Origin of the sequence: Rhodococcus sp. 14-2496-1d (assembly GCF_002259365.1) — a bacterium.
In the GTDB taxonomy this organism is placed as follows: Bacteria; Actinomycetota; Actinomycetes; order Mycobacteriales; family Mycobacteriaceae; genus Rhodococcoides.
The window spans coordinates 596,200-609,167 of the sequence record NZ_NPFV01000029.1 but is presented as its reverse complement, the minus strand read 5'-3'; the positions used below and the strand labels follow the sequence as shown (position 1 = coordinate 609,167).

Sequence of the window (12,968 nt, the reverse complement as noted above, 5' to 3'; positions counted from 1 at the left end):
GGCGTTCGGATCAGGAAGGCAGAACGCCGAGTCGACGGCACGCCACCACGGCTTCGTATCGGGTGTACGAATCGGTTTTGCGCATCACACTGCGCAGGTACGACTTGACCGTCTCGGCACCGATCGACAGGCGCGCAGCGACCTCGACGTTGGTGCAGCCCAGGGCAACCTGCGAGATGACGTCGATCTCGCGTGGCGTCAACGACTGCGACACCTCCTGGGCTCGTGGGTCGTCGGGCGTATTCTGTCCGAACGACGCGGCCACGCGAGCTGCCACTGCGTCGAGTCTGCGCCGGATCGCTGCGTCACCGACCGACCGGGCGAGATCGGACAGTTCCTCGTGGACACTGCGCAGCTCGGCGGTCCGCGAGACATCCGAGTCGAGCGGCGAGCGGATGGTCGCCAGCAGACGGATCCTGCGGTCGACCTCGTCCCGCACGGAGATCTCCTGGCCGAGACGCCTGGCGGCGGTGGTCATGATGTCGCCGACACGATCTCCGAGGGGGCCGCGTTCGCGCAGCGCCGCGTACATCACTATTCGCGCGACTCCGGCCACGACCACCGGTACCGCCAGTATCGATTTGAGGCCCTCGCCGAGCACGGGTCGATCGAAGTGGTGGGTGATCGACATCGATGCGCCGTAATCGCTGACGGCCGCGGGCCTGCGCTGTTCCATGACTCGACCGCCGAGGCCGGATCTGGGTGGGATGGCGAGTCCGTCCAGGCCTCGGGTTCTGGTTCCGTGGAATTCACTCAGGTACAGGGTCTCCGAGGAGACCTCGCCGCCGAACACGACGGGTACCTCGGACGTCGCTGCCACCTGGCGCAGCTCCGCGCGCAGGGCATCACCGTCGCGGGGCCGCAACCAATTCGAATGGACCACGGGGCTTCCTTTCTCGTGTCGACTGCACGAGCGACGAACGTGATCCAGATCATATCTGCACCGGCATGTGCTGTTTCGACTGGTACGGGCACTGCGCTGCGGTCCGCGGCCGAGCGCGAGCCGACTACTCTTGGGTCCATGTCTGTGACCGCCGAGAGCAAGCCCCGTCAGCCACTCGTACCAGGCGTCGTCTCGCCCGTCCTCGCGGTGCCCAAGTCGATCGAGCGCCCCGAATACGCGTGGAAGTCGACCGTGGCCGAGGGCAGCGAGCCCTGGGTTCAGACCCCCGAGGTCATCGAGAAGATGCGGGTGGCGTCGAAGATCGCGGCCAGGGCGCTGCAGGAAGCGGGCCGGGCAGTGGCACCGGGCGTCACCACCGACGAGCTGGACCGCATTGCCCACCAGTACATGATCGATCACGGCGCATACCCGTCCACATTGGGCTATAAGGGTTTTCCGAAGTCCTGCTGCACCTCACTCAACGAGGTCATCTGCCACGGCATCCCGGATTCGACGGTGATCCAGGACGGCGACATCGTCAACATCGACGTCACCGCGTACATCGACGGCGTCCACGGCGACACCAACGCAACCTTCCTGGCGGGCAACGTCTCCGAGGAGGCCCGACTGCTGGTCGAACGCACCCACGAGGCCACCATGCGGGCCATCAAGGCCGTCAAGCCCGGTCGCGCGCTGAACGTGATCGGCCGCGTCATCGAGTCGTATGCGCACCGGTTCGGCTACGGCGTGGTGGAGGACTTCACCGGCCACGGTATCGGTACCACCTTCCACAACGGTCTGGTCGTGCTGCACTACGACCAGCCGTCGGTGGACACCGTCATCGAACCGGGAATGACGTTCACGATCGAACCGATGATCAACCTGGGCACGATCAACGCCGAGATGTGGGACGACGGCTGGACGGTGGTCACGCACGACAAGAAGTGGACCGCGCAGTTCGAGCACACGCTCGTGGTGACCGAGACGGGTAGCGAGATCCTGACACTGCCGTGAGCGGAGCCTGCGTAGCGAATCGAGATCTGGTAGCGCCGTGAAAGGCGCTCTGTTGGTCGCCGGGACGACGTCCGACGCGGGCAAGAGTGTGCTGGTCGCCGGGCTCTGCCGAATGTTGGCGCGTCGGGGTGTGCGGGTGGCTCCGTTCAAGGCGCAGAACATGTCCAACAATTCGGTGGTCACGCTCGACGGCGGCGAGATCGGTCGAGCCCAGGCGATGCAGGCGGCGGCCTGTGGCCTGGAGCCGAGTGTGCGTTTCAATCCGGTGTTGCTGAAACCGGGGAGTGACCGGACATCGCAGTTGGTGGTGCGGGGGCGGGCCGTGGCGCAGGTGAGTGCAAGCAACTACATCGAGCATCGGCAGTCTTTGCGCGCGGTGGTGGCGGACGAATTGGCCTCTCTGCGTTCGGACTTCGATGTGGTGATCTGCGAGGGCGCTGGCTCGCCCGCCGAGATCAATCTGCGCGCCACGGATTTGGCCAACATGGGGTTGGCGACGGCTGCGTCCCTTCCGGTGATCGTGGTGGGGGATATCGATCGTGGGGGAGTGCTGGCCCATCTGTTCGGCACCGTGGCCGTACTGTCTCCGCAGGATCAGGCGCTCGTCGCCGGGTTCGTGATCAACAAGTTCCGGGGCGACCCAGCTCTGCTGGCACCCGGTCTCGACCAGTTGCGCGCGTTGACGGGTCGGCCGACGTACGGTGTCGTCCCGTTCGCCGACGGCTTGTGGATGGACGCCGAGGATTCGCTCGGAACCGTCCCCGATGCTCCGGTGGGGCGGCCGCGTCCACCGCACGGCTCGCAGTGGTTGCGCGTTGCGGCGGTGCGTCTGCCGAGAATCTCCAACACCACCGATGTCGAGGCGTTGGCCTGCGAGCCCGGGGTGTCCGTGCACTGGGTCACCGAGCCGTCCCGGCTCGAGGACGTGGATCTGGTGGTCGTTCCGGGCAGCAAGTCCACCGTGTCGGATCTCGAGTGGCTGCGGCGCAGCGGTCTTGCCGATGCGATCGCGGCACGCGGGGCCGCGGGACTACCGGTTCTGGGGATCTGCGGTGGGTATCAGATGCTGGGTCGGACGATCGACGACACCGTCGAATCCGGAGCCGGTTCTGTCCAGGGGCTCGGTCTGCTCGATCTCTCGGTCGAGTTCGCGAGCGACAAAGTGCTCGCGCAGGTGACGGGGCGATCGAAACAGTACGGCTCGAATTGCGCGTCGGGCTACGAAATTCACCACGGTCGGGTTGTGCGGAACGGCGACGATGCGCTTCTTGCTACTGCGTCGGGCACCCCGGAGGGCAGTGTGCGCGGGACTGTCGTGGGAACCCACTGGCACGGCCTGCTCGAGTCCGACGACTTCCGGCGTTCGTTCCTCACCTGGGTGGCAGGGAAATCGGGCCGTTTCGGCTTCGTGGTGGCGCCCGCTACATCGGTCGCTGCGTTGCGTGAGCAGCAGTTGGACCTGCTGGCGGATCTGGTGGAAGACAACCTCGACGTCGATGCCGTGCTCGACCTCATCGAGCACGGCGTCGATCCTGCGACGAAAAAGATTGTCACGCAGTTGCTTTGAGAAGACCGAACCAGCTGGCCACCGACAGCACTGCGGTGATGATCAAGGGGATCACGACCAGAAGAAGAATACGTGGGGTGTCGGTGAAGAAGGTGCCGATGTTCGGCCACCACCGTTGCCAGGTCACGAGTACAGATCCGCCGCCGAAGACTACGAGCGCTCCGAGTCCGAGGGTGAACAACCCGTTCGTGCGGAACCGTCGATACACGACGCCGATGAATGCACCGATGCCGCCGAGGAGCAGCATGACGGTAACGAGTGCGGCCCACTGCACCAACGGATTGTCGGTCGCGTACCGAGCGATGCCGAACATTCGCAGTTTCAGGCCGAATCCATCCGTGGCTGCTTCGATCAAGGACAGCACGTAGATGATCGTGCCGAATGCAATCGACTGGCACACACCTACCAACGCTGTGGCGGTGAGGAATTCGCGGCGGGTGACGCTCAGACCCAGGGCATAGGGAAAGCACTGAGTGATCGCGGTGATGTAGAACGCCATGGCGAATCCATAGATCGAGAAGACGCTACCGGTGAAGTTGTATTCGGAGTCTGTGGTCGGGATGACCAGAAATATGCCGAAGGTGATCACGAAGGCGATCGCGAGAACCGCCATCGGCCACACGAATGTCGTTGCCCAGGACGTGTTGTGGATTCGAGCGACGTTCAGTATTCGTTTCATGACACTGCCTCCTCGGGTTCGGCGGTGGTGCGTTCGATGATCAACTGCTGCAACGGGACCGGTTCGATGGTGAGCCCTACTGCAGCACCGTCCGATTTCTGCCGGTCGGTCAGTCGGCCGTCGATCGTGGCCCGAGCGCTGGCGCCGAGTGCCGTGCGACGCAGAGTGCGATGGCCCGAGGCGAAGGAGTCGACGGCGCGCGTCGGTCCGGTGATCTCGAAGGCGCTCTCGCGTAGATCGTCCGAGTCCGCGTCGAGCAGGATCTTGCCCTTGTCGATGAGAATCACGTGTTCGATCAGATCGCTGACCTCGTCGATGAGGTGGGTGGACAGAACGACGGTCCTGGGGCGTTCGGCGTAATCGGCAAGCAGTCTGTCGTAGAACAGGTGTCGCGATACCGCGTCCAGTCCCAAGTAGGGCTCGTCGAAGAAGGTAAGTGGTGCCCGTGACGCGAGTCCGATGACGATGCCGAGCGCCGAGGTCATTCCGCGGGAGAGCTTCTTGATCTTGCGGCCGAGGGGCAGGTCGAAATCGCGCAGCAAGTCGGCGGCGAAGTCATTGTCCCAGTAGGGAAGAATCTGCGAGGCATGCGCAACGGCGTGCTTGACCTTCAGATCGTCGGGGTACTTCTGGCTCTCCTTGACGAAGCACACGTGACCCAGTGCAATCGGGTTCTCCCACGGATGTTGCCCGAATATCGAGACCTCGCCCGCGCTCTGGCGCATCTGCGCGGTCATCATCTGCATGACGGTGGTCTTGCCTGCGCCGTTGCGGCCGAGAAAGCCGTAGATCTTGTTCTGTTCGATCTCGAAGCTCACGTCGTCGACAGCGGTGAACGATCCGAATTTCTTCGTGAGGTGGGTGGCCTTCGCGATCACGCGGCCATCGTCGCCGATCGAATCGAATTCATGGATGCTCATCGCGCTGCCTCCCAGTTGTCGAGCATTGTCTTGAGTTCGTCGACGGTCATGCCGAGCTTGCGCGCCTCGGTGACGAGCGGGTCGATGTACTGGCGAGCGAAGAGGTCGCGGCGACGGAATCGAAGAGCGTCGCGAGCCCCGGTGGTGACGAACATTCCGATTCCTCGTTTCTTGTAGACGACGCCGTCGGCGACGAGCTTGGCAAGTCCCTTACCTGCGGTGGCCGGGTTGATTCGATGGAATGCGGCCAGTTCGTTGGTCGAGGGAACCTGCTCTTCCTCTGCCAGTGAGCCGTCGATGATGGAGTTCTCTACGATCTCGGCGATCTGCAGAAAGATGGGCCTGCCCTCGTCCATCAGAACCACCGCCGATGCGTCGAGGTTGGTCGCCTCGCTGGTTCATTACTCATGTAACTAACCATAGAACCGATGTGTGGTCGGCGCAAGAGGCAGTACCGTCGTCTCCATGGAGTTCACGCATGTGAGTGCTGCGGGTGGGCAATGTTCGGTTCGGGTCGCAGGCCCGGACAGCAGGCACGCCGTTCTCTTGCTTCCCGATGCAGGCGATCCAGTGGATGTGTACGACGCCGTCAGTGAACGGCTGCACAATTCGGATCTGAAAACCGTTGCGCTGGAAAGCATCGACGGCATCAGCGACGATGCGATCCTGACTGTTCTCGACGAGCTGAAGCTGTCGTGGGTGCATCTCGTCGGCAGCGGGGCAGGTGCGGAGTCGGCCTGGACGCTGGCTGCCAAGACCTTCGGGCGCTTCGCCAGTCTGATCGTGGTGAACCGTTGCCACCCCGCGATCGCCGACGAGCAAGGCACCGTGCGCGCCGCGGACTGCCCCCCGGTCGAGTTGCCGACCACACTGGTCGTCGGGTCCTCGCTGGGCCGCGCATCCGCCGACGCGAGCGGCCGGTTCGTCTACTCGGATTTTCGCGTGGTCCAGCTCGACGGCAGCGTGAACGTCGTCGCCGACGAGCCGGCCGCGCTGGCAACGGAAATCGTGCTCCGCACCAGCCCGTGGTGACCGGAACTACAGGTCGAGTCCCAGCAGAGCGTTTTCGACCACCTCGGGCAAGCCGGGGTGAATCCAGTACTGACCGCGGGCCATGTCCTGGGCGGACAGGCCGAAGCTCATCGCCTGAATGATGGGCTGAATCAGGGTCGGGGCCTGAGCGCCGATGATGTGCGCGCCGAGGATCTTCCCGGTGCCCTTCTCGGCGATGATCTTGCACAGACCTTCGCTGTCTTCCATCGCCCAGCCGTAGGCGACGTCGCCGTAGTTCTGGACCTTGACGGTGATGTCCAGGCCGGCGTCACGGGCTTGTTCCTCGGTCATGCCCACCTCGGCGATCTGCGGATCGGTGAACACCGCCGCGGGAACGAAACGGTGGTCGTTGGTGCGCAGCGCGGCGGTGTCACCGTTCCATGCGTCGTGCAGCAGGTTGTGCTGGACCACTCGTGCTTCCTGGTTGGCCACATGCTTGAGCTGGTAGGGCGAGGAGACGTCGCCGAGCGCGAACACGCCCTCGGCGGTGGTGCGGCCGAACTCGTCCACCACGATGCGGCCCTCGTCGTCCATGTCGATGCCCGCCGTGTCCAGATCCAGCCGATCGCCGTTCGGCTCGCGGCCCACGGCCACCAGGAACGCGTCCCCGAGAACCTTGGTGCCGTCGGCCAATTCGACGCCGTGCAGCGCGCCCTCGGTGACGGCGCGGGTCTCGCCGGAGTCGAGATGGACGTCCCACTTGGCGCGGGCCAATTCGGTGAACCGCTTGGAGATGTCGGCGTCCAGTGCGCGCAACAAGGTGTCCTTGCGGGCGACGATCGACACCTTCGAGCCGAGCGCGGAGAACACGTGCGCGAATTCCGCTGCGATGTAACCGGATCCGAGAATCACCAGATGCTCGGGAAGCTCCGGCAGCCGCATCACATCGCTGTTGGTGTGATAGCTGACACCCGAATCGGCGATGGACTGCGGCACCACCGGCCGGGATCCGGCCGCGATGACGACCTGGTCTGCCGTGATGACGGTGCCGGTGCCGGTGTCGATCGTGCGGGGGCCCACGAACCTCGCGTGGCCCTCGAACAATGTGACGTTGGGGCTGCCTTCGGCGCGGTAGCGCTTGCCGCCCTCCGAGATGGGGTCGATGCGGCCGAAGACGCGGTCGACGATGTCCGGCCAGCGCACCGCGTCGACACGCGCGTCGACACCGTATTTGGACGAATCACGCACCGTACGGGCGACTTCGGCGGCGTAGACGAACATCTTCGTCGGGATGCAGCCGACGTTGAGGCAGGTGCCGCCGAATGTCGAGTTCTCTTCCAGAAGTGCGATCTTCTTGTCCTCGAAGCGCGAATCGGCGATGGAGTTGCCCGATCCGGAGCCGATGATCGCGACGTCGAAATGCTCGGTCATGAGATGTGCCCGCTCTCGGTGTGGTCCTTGCCCGACGCGTGGTCGGTGCCCTCGCTTCGATGCAACCACTCGATCCACTCGTCCATTTCCTCGAAGGCCCGCGCGCGCGGCTCCTCGGTGGACAGGAACACGTCGTGGCGGGCTCCCTCGATGGGGACGATGGTGGTGCGGTCGCCCAGGCAGCCGGCCCAGCGGGCGATCTGGCGGACATCGAGGACGGCGTCTGCGGCGTCGACCGCGGAGCTGTACCGGCGTGAGAAGTGCGTCACCTTCGAGCGCAGGATGAGCGACGGAATGCCGATATCGAGGCCGCGATGCAGTTCGGCGTGACCGTGGCGGACAGCGCGGATCCAGCCGAACGTGATGGGGAAGCCCGCGAGCGGTTTCCAGTCGAGGTCGTAGTCCCATTCGCCGTTCTCGGAGGCGGCGAGCGAGAGTCCGTAGGTGTCCAGGCCGCTGCCCGGCACCTGCGCCTTGGCTCGGAACCGTCCGATCACGTCGATCGCTGCGGTGCCGACGCTGCGTATCGCCGGTGGACCCTGCAGATCGAACCAGGGGCTGTTGAGCACGACGCCCGACAGGCCGAGGCCGGCCGACCCGCCTTCTCGGCGGTTGAGGCGGTTGAGCCAGAGCGGCAGTACGAGTCCGCCCGTCGAGTGCGCCATGAGCAGCACCGGGGCATCGGCGCGTTCGGCGCGGACCAGGGCGAGAGCCTCGTCGAGCTCGGCGTCGTACATCGCCAGATCGGTCACGAAGTGCGCGGTCTGACCCTCACGGCGCGACCGTCCGCACTTGCGTAGGTCCAGCGCGTAGAAGGCGTAGCCCATCGCGGCGAAGTGTTCGGCGATGTGTCGCTGGAAGAAGTAGTCGGTGAATCCGTGGACGTAGATCACCGCGCGCTCGACGTTCGTGGCACCCGACGGTTGATACCGCACGAGAGTGGCCTCGACCTGCCCCTCGCCGTCCGGATCGTCACCGAGTGGAATGGTCGTCTGTTCGTAGCCGTCGCCGAGGACATCGGGCACCCAGGTAGTCACAGATCACAACTGTAGTGGGCGCCGCGAGCGGCGTCCGAGGAGCACAATCGAGACCGGGTTGACGTGGTGTCCGATGGGGTAGGCCCAGCTAGTAACCTGACCGCACCGGGTGAGTAGCCCCTCTACAACAGAGTTCTTCGGTCGATGCCGCCACCGGCCGAGATCTCGACAGACAAGGAAGTCGATTCTCCAGTGTCCAAAGATGAGCAGGGTAAGCGGATCAAGACCGACGTCGTTCTGGTCGGTGCCGGAATCATGAGCGCCACCCTCGGTGCGCTGCTCCGTCAGCTCGAGCCGAACTGGTCGATCGACGTCTACGAGCGGCTCGACGCGGCCGCAGCCGAGAGCAGCGATGCGTGGAACAACGCGGGCACCGGCCACTCGGCCCTGTGCGAGCTGAACTACACGCCGCAGAACAAGGACGGCAGCGTCGATATCGCCAAGGCGCTCAACGTCAACGAGCAGTTCCAGGTGTCGCGTCAGTTCTGGGCACACGGTATCGAAACCGGTGTTCTCTCCGACGCCAAGAACTTCATCAACCCCATTCCGCACGTGAGCTTCGTGCACGGGGAAGAGAACGTGAAGTACCTCCGAGCGCGGTACGAGGCGCTCGTGGGCAACCCACTGTTCGCAGGCATGGAGTACATCGACTCCAAGGACGAGTTCTCCGCGCGACTGCCGTTGATGGCCAAGGGCCGTGACTTCTCCGACCCGGTGGCGCTGAACTGGAGCCAGGAAGGCACCGACGTCGACTTCGGTGCGCTCACCAAGCAGCTGCTCAACTACCTGTCGTCCGCGGGCGGCACCGTGCACTTCGGGCACGATGTGCGCAACATCACCAAGCAGTCCGACGGCACCTGGGACGTCAAGGTCGCCAACCAGCGCACCGGGGCGAAGAAGACCGTCAACGCCAAGTTCGTGTTCGTCGGCGCAGGCGGCGGCGCACTGCACCTGCTGCAGAAGTCCGGGATCGCGGAGATCAAGGGATTCGGCGGCTTCCCGGTCAGCGGCGAGTGGTTGCGATGCACCGATCCGGCACTGATCGAGCAGCACTCGGCCAAGGTGTACGGCAAGGCGTCGGTCGGCGCTCCGCCGATGTCGGTGCCGCACCTCGACACCCGCGTGATCAACGGCCAGCAGGGTCTGCTGTTCGGCCCGTACGCCGGTTGGTCGCCCAAATTCCTCAAGCAGGGCAAGATCACCGACCTGCCCGGCTCGGTCAAGCCCGGCAACCTGATGTCGATGCTCGGAGTCGGCGTGACCGAACTCGGACTCGTCAAGTACCTGGTCAGTGAGCTGGCTCAGTCGCAGGCGGATCGTGTCGAGACGCTGCGCGAGTTCGCACCCTCGGTACTCGGCGAGAACTGGGAGCTCGTCACCGCGGGTCAGCGCGTGCAGGTGATCCGCAAGAAGGGCCGCGGCGGCGTACTCGAGTTCGGCACGGCCGTGGTCAACGCTGCGGACGGCACGATCGCGGGACTGCTCGGTGCATCGCCCGGCGCATCCACCGCCGTTCCGGCCATGCTGGACGTGCTGCAGCGGTGCTTCGGCGACAAGTACGACGCATGGCAGCCCAAGCTCAAGGAGATGGTTCCCTCGCTCGGGGTCAAGCTGGCGCAGAACAGCTCCCTGTTCGACGAGGTCTGGGCCTGGACGTCGAAGACGCTGGAACTGGAAAATGCTCGTGAGCTCGCACAGCCCTCGGGTGTGTGATAGCAAAAGGTATGAATACGCAAGCAGCAGCTCTCAAACGATCATGGGCACTAGACCTGTCCAACAGCACGTTGTACGACCTGTTGAAGCTGCGTGTCGAGGTGTTCGTGGTCGAGCAGGCATGCGCTTACCCGGAGTTGGACGGGCGTGACCTACTGACCGAGACACGACACTTCTGGCTCGAACGGGACGGCGAAGTGGTGTGCACCCTTCGCCTGCTCGAGGAGCACGACGACGGCGAGAAGGCGTTCCGTATCGGCCGGCTCTGCACGCAACGCTCCGCCAGGGGACAGGGCCACACCACGCGAATTCTGCGCGCGGCGCTTGCCGAGGTCGGCTCTGCGCCGTGCCGGATCAACGCGCAGAGCTACCTCGTCGACATGTACGCCAAGCACGGGTTCCTGCCCGACGGCGAGGAAGTTCTCGAGGACGGCATCCCGCACACCCCGATGCGCCGGGGCGGCGGCACCGCCTGGAGCGAGGCCTGACCTCCTGTAGTACTCGATTACCAGTGGGGTCATTCCGCAGGCTCCACTCCCGGAACGAATGCCACACCCGGTCCACACCGTGTGTGGCATTCGTTCGTTCGGCGGTAGTGTTCCGTTCGAAGTCGGTCGCGGAGAAGTCCTGTGTCAATCAGGCGCGGTCCCGCCACTGTGTTCAGGAGACTCTTCATCGGAAGATTCCCCTGTCAGCCAGATCGCCGCCCGGCTTCGTGTATCTCGACCGAACGTCCGGCGCGGAACTCCGGGCACGAAGGGAATTGGCTGTGCAGCGAAATGGGAGTGTTCCCGAACCGGGATATCCGTTCAGTGCGATCGTCGGTCAGGATCAGCTGAGGTTGTCGCTGATTCTGTGCGCCGTACACCCCGGTATCGGCGGCGTACTGGTTCGAGGAGAAAAGGGCACCGCGAAATCGACGGTGGTGCGCGCGCTCGCGACCCTACTGCCCGCCGTGGACGACGAGGACGGGTCGCGCCCGGCGAAACTCGTCGAACTTCCGGTGGGCGCAACCGAGGACCGAGTGGTGGGGTCCATCGACCTCGAGAAGGTTCTGCGCGACGGCGAACGTGCGTTTCAACCCGGTCTCCTCGCGGCCGCGCACCGTGGTGTGCTCTACGTCGACGAAGTGAACCTGCTGCACGATCATCTGGTCGACGTGCTGCTCGACGCGGCCGCGATGGGCCGGGTACACGTCGAGCGGGACGGTGTATCTCATTCTCACCCTGCACAATTCGTGCTCGTCGGCACGATGAATCCCGAGGAGGGCGAGCTACGTCCGCAGCTGCTCGACCGGTTCGGTCTGGCAGTTGAGGTGACGGCATCGCGGGACGTGGACGTCCGCATGAACGTCGTCCGCCGCCGGATGAACTACGAGCGTGATCCGCACGCGTTCGCCGCAGAGTTCCGCAACGACGACATCGCCGTGGCCGAGCAGATTCTGGCCGCCCGGAAGATTCTCGACGACGTGGTGTTGAGCGACAAGGAACTTCGTCGTATCGCCGCGCTGTGTGCCTCCTTCGACGTCGACGGCATGCGCGCCGATCTGGTGCTGGCGCGTACCGCGTCCGCGCACGCCGCCTGGCGAGGGGCGAGCGAGGTGGCCGAGGAAGACGTGCGAATCGCCGCCGAACTGGCTCTGCCGCACCGGCGTCGGCGCGACCCCTTCGACGAGCCGGGAATCGACGACAAGCAGTTGGACGACGCCATGCGCGACGCTGCGGAACAGGCCGAGCAACAACCCGACCCGGAGCCCGATCCCGACCCGGAGCCCGATCCCGACGGCGGGGGAGCGCCCGAGCCCGAGGCCCCAGACGATGGGTCCCAGTCCCAGTCCCAGTCCTCCGACTCCGAGTCCTCCGATTCACGCGACGAGTCGAAGCAACCACCGCCGTCCTCGGGTGCCGGCAGCGAGAAGCAGGCAGGCACGCCGGGAGCACAGTTCAGAGCGCGGTTGCTCGAGGTTCCAGGAGTGGGCGAGGGCGCGCCCGGCCGACGGTCGCGGTCGCGGTCCTCGCACGGACGGTCGGTACGGCCCACTGTCGAGCCAGGCAGAGGTCTGCACCTGGTGGGCACCCTCTTCGCCGCGGCCGAGCAGCAGGTCGTCCGCGGCCGCACCGCCGGCCGGTTGAAGCTAGAGCCCGCGGACCTGCGGGGCGCGATCAAGGAGGGGCGTGAAGGCAACCTGATCGTCTTCGTCGTCGACGCCTCGGGATCGATGGCTGCGCGAGATCGGCTCTCCGCGGTGACCGGTGCGGTGCTGTCGCTGCTGCGCGATGCGTATCAGCGCCGCGACAAGGTTGCCGTGATCACGGTGCGCGGCACGCAAGCCGAGACCGTACTGCCACCGACGTCGTCGGTGGACGTGGCCGTCACTCGATTGCGGAAGATGAAGACCGGCGGTAGGTCGCCACTGGCGCAGGGATTTCTGCAGGCGCGTGAACTCGTTCTGCGAGAGCGTGTTCGAGATCCGCTGCGCCGCGCTCTGCTGGTCGCGCTCACCGACGGACGGGCCACCGGCGGTACCGATCCGGTCGGCCGGGCCCGCATTGCCGCCCGGCGCATCGCGTCGGACAAGATCGCCTCCGTCGTGGTGGACTGCGAATCGGGAATGGTCCGCCTCGGACTCGCTTCCGATTTCGCGGCGTGCCTCGGCGGTGGCTACGTGGCCCTCGCGGACCTGTCGGCCGAGCAGGTCGCCGCTGTCGTTCGCGCAGCGGCGTAGGAGTAC

The 12,968-nt window shown here is 65.1% G+C and carries 12 protein-coding genes and 1 riboswitch; of the genes, 6 read left to right on the top strand and 6 right to left on the bottom strand.

What is annotated here, in order from left to right; all coding sequences use genetic code 11:
• Positions 1-10 precede the first annotated feature (10 nt).
• Positions 11-883: a LuxR C-terminal-related transcriptional regulator gene (locus tag CH296_RS24200; protein WP_094685864.1), complete on the bottom strand. Its 873-nt coding sequence runs from the start codon at positions 881-883 to the stop codon at positions 11-13.
• 138 nt (positions 884-1,021) lie between these two features.
• Here CH296_RS24200 and map point away from each other — a divergent pair, with 138 nt between their 5' ends.
• On the top strand, positions 1,022-1,897 hold the full coding sequence (map, locus tag CH296_RS24195) for a type I methionyl aminopeptidase (RefSeq protein WP_045195561.1): 876 nt from the start codon (positions 1,022-1,024) through the stop codon (positions 1,895-1,897).
• A 37-nt stretch (positions 1,898-1,934) separates the two neighbouring features.
• A complete protein-coding gene (locus CH296_RS24190; RefSeq protein WP_094685863.1) occupies positions 1,935-3,464 on the top strand; it encodes a cobyric acid synthase in 1,530 nt (509 codons plus the stop codon).
• Here CH296_RS24190 and CH296_RS24185 read toward each other — a convergent pair.
• Genes CH296_RS24185 through CH296_RS24175 form a run of 3 tightly spaced genes read right to left on the bottom strand, consistent with a single transcriptional unit; the run spans position 3,448 to position 5,422 of the window.
• Entirely contained in the window at positions 3,448-4,143 is a 696-nt protein-coding gene (locus tag CH296_RS24185) for an ABC transporter permease (RefSeq protein WP_094631774.1), read from the bottom strand. The genes CH296_RS24190 and CH296_RS24185 overlap by 17 nt on opposite strands.
• Positions 4,140-5,063, bottom strand: a complete 924-nt coding sequence (locus CH296_RS24180; RefSeq protein WP_094631773.1) for an ABC transporter ATP-binding protein — start codon at positions 5,061-5,063, stop codon at positions 4,140-4,142. The genes CH296_RS24185 and CH296_RS24180 overlap by 4 nt, the downstream gene beginning before the upstream one ends.
• Positions 5,060-5,422 carry a GntR family transcriptional regulator gene (locus CH296_RS24175; RefSeq protein WP_045199880.1) on the bottom strand — a complete coding sequence of 121 codons (363 nt, stop codon included), beginning with the start codon at positions 5,420-5,422 and terminating at the stop codon, positions 5,060-5,062. The genes CH296_RS24180 and CH296_RS24175 overlap by 4 nt, the downstream gene beginning before the upstream one ends.
• 106 nt (positions 5,423-5,528) lie before the next feature.
• Here CH296_RS24175 and CH296_RS24170 point away from each other — a divergent pair, with 106 nt between their 5' ends.
• Positions 5,529-6,095 (top strand): alpha/beta fold hydrolase, encoded by a 567-nt coding sequence (locus CH296_RS24170; RefSeq protein ID WP_094685965.1) that lies wholly within the window; start codon positions 5,529-5,531, stop codon positions 6,093-6,095.
• 6 nt (positions 6,096-6,101) lie between these two features.
• On the opposite strand, the gene mtr is transcribed toward CH296_RS24170, so the two are convergent.
• Together mtr and CH296_RS24160 are read right to left on the bottom strand one after the other, a co-directional pair.
• Positions 6,102-7,487 (bottom strand): mycothione reductase, encoded by a 1,386-nt coding sequence (gene mtr, locus CH296_RS24165; protein ID WP_094631772.1) that lies wholly within the window; start codon positions 7,485-7,487, stop codon positions 6,102-6,104.
• Positions 7,484-8,524 carry an alpha/beta hydrolase gene (locus CH296_RS24160; RefSeq protein WP_176459302.1) on the bottom strand — a complete coding sequence of 347 codons (1,041 nt, stop codon included), beginning with the start codon at positions 8,522-8,524 and terminating at the stop codon, positions 7,484-7,486. Before CH296_RS24160 ends, mtr begins: the two co-directional genes overlap by 4 nt.
• Before the next feature lie 144 nt (positions 8,525-8,668).
• On the opposite strand from CH296_RS24160, the gene mqo reads away from it, so the two are divergent.
• The 3 genes from mqo to CH296_RS24145 all read left to right on the top strand — a co-directional run bounded on the left by mqo (position 8,669) and on the right by CH296_RS24145 (position 12,962).
• Positions 8,669-10,237 (top strand): malate dehydrogenase (quinone), encoded by a 1,569-nt coding sequence (mqo, locus tag CH296_RS24155; protein WP_230597003.1) that lies wholly within the window; start codon positions 8,669-8,671, stop codon positions 10,235-10,237.
• Positions 10,238-10,248: 11 nt separating this feature from the next.
• Positions 10,249-10,725 (top strand): GNAT family N-acetyltransferase, encoded by a 477-nt coding sequence (locus tag CH296_RS24150; protein ID WP_027496727.1) that lies wholly within the window; start codon positions 10,249-10,251, stop codon positions 10,723-10,725.
• An 85-nt stretch (positions 10,726-10,810) separates the two neighbouring features.
• Positions 10,811-10,960, top strand: a riboswitch (cobalamin riboswitch).
• Between the two features lie 40 nt (positions 10,961-11,000).
• Positions 11,001-12,962: a magnesium chelatase subunit D family protein gene (locus tag CH296_RS24145; RefSeq protein ID WP_094685964.1), complete on the top strand. Its 1,962-nt coding sequence runs from the start codon at positions 11,001-11,003 to the stop codon at positions 12,960-12,962.
• The last annotated feature ends 6 nt before the right edge of the window (positions 12,963-12,968 follow it).

What these genes read in the sequence shown, in the direction of transcription:
- map (WP_045195561.1), top strand. Translation starts at nt 1,022, where the DNA reads ATGTCTGTGACCGCCGAGAGCAAGCCCCGTCAGCCACTCGTACCAGGC.
- CH296_RS24185 (WP_094631774.1), bottom strand. Translation starts at nt 4,143, where the DNA reads ATGAAACGAATACTGAACGTCGCTCGAATCCACAACACGTCCTGGGCA.
- CH296_RS24180 (WP_094631773.1), bottom strand. Translation starts at nt 5,063, where the DNA reads ATGAGCATCCATGAATTCGATTCGATCGGCGACGATGGCCGCGTGATC.
- CH296_RS24170 (WP_094685965.1), top strand. Translation starts at nt 5,529, where the DNA reads ATGGAGTTCACGCATGTGAGTGCTGCGGGTGGGCAATGTTCGGTTCGG.
- mtr (WP_094631772.1), bottom strand. Translation starts at nt 7,487, where the DNA reads ATGACCGAGCATTTCGACGTCGCGATCATCGGCTCCGGATCGGGCAAC.
- mqo (WP_230597003.1), top strand. Translation starts at nt 8,669, where the DNA reads ATGCCGCCACCGGCCGAGATCTCGACAGACAAGGAAGTCGATTCTCCA.
- CH296_RS24150 (WP_027496727.1), top strand. Translation starts at nt 10,249, where the DNA reads ATGAATACGCAAGCAGCAGCTCTCAAACGATCATGGGCACTAGACCTG.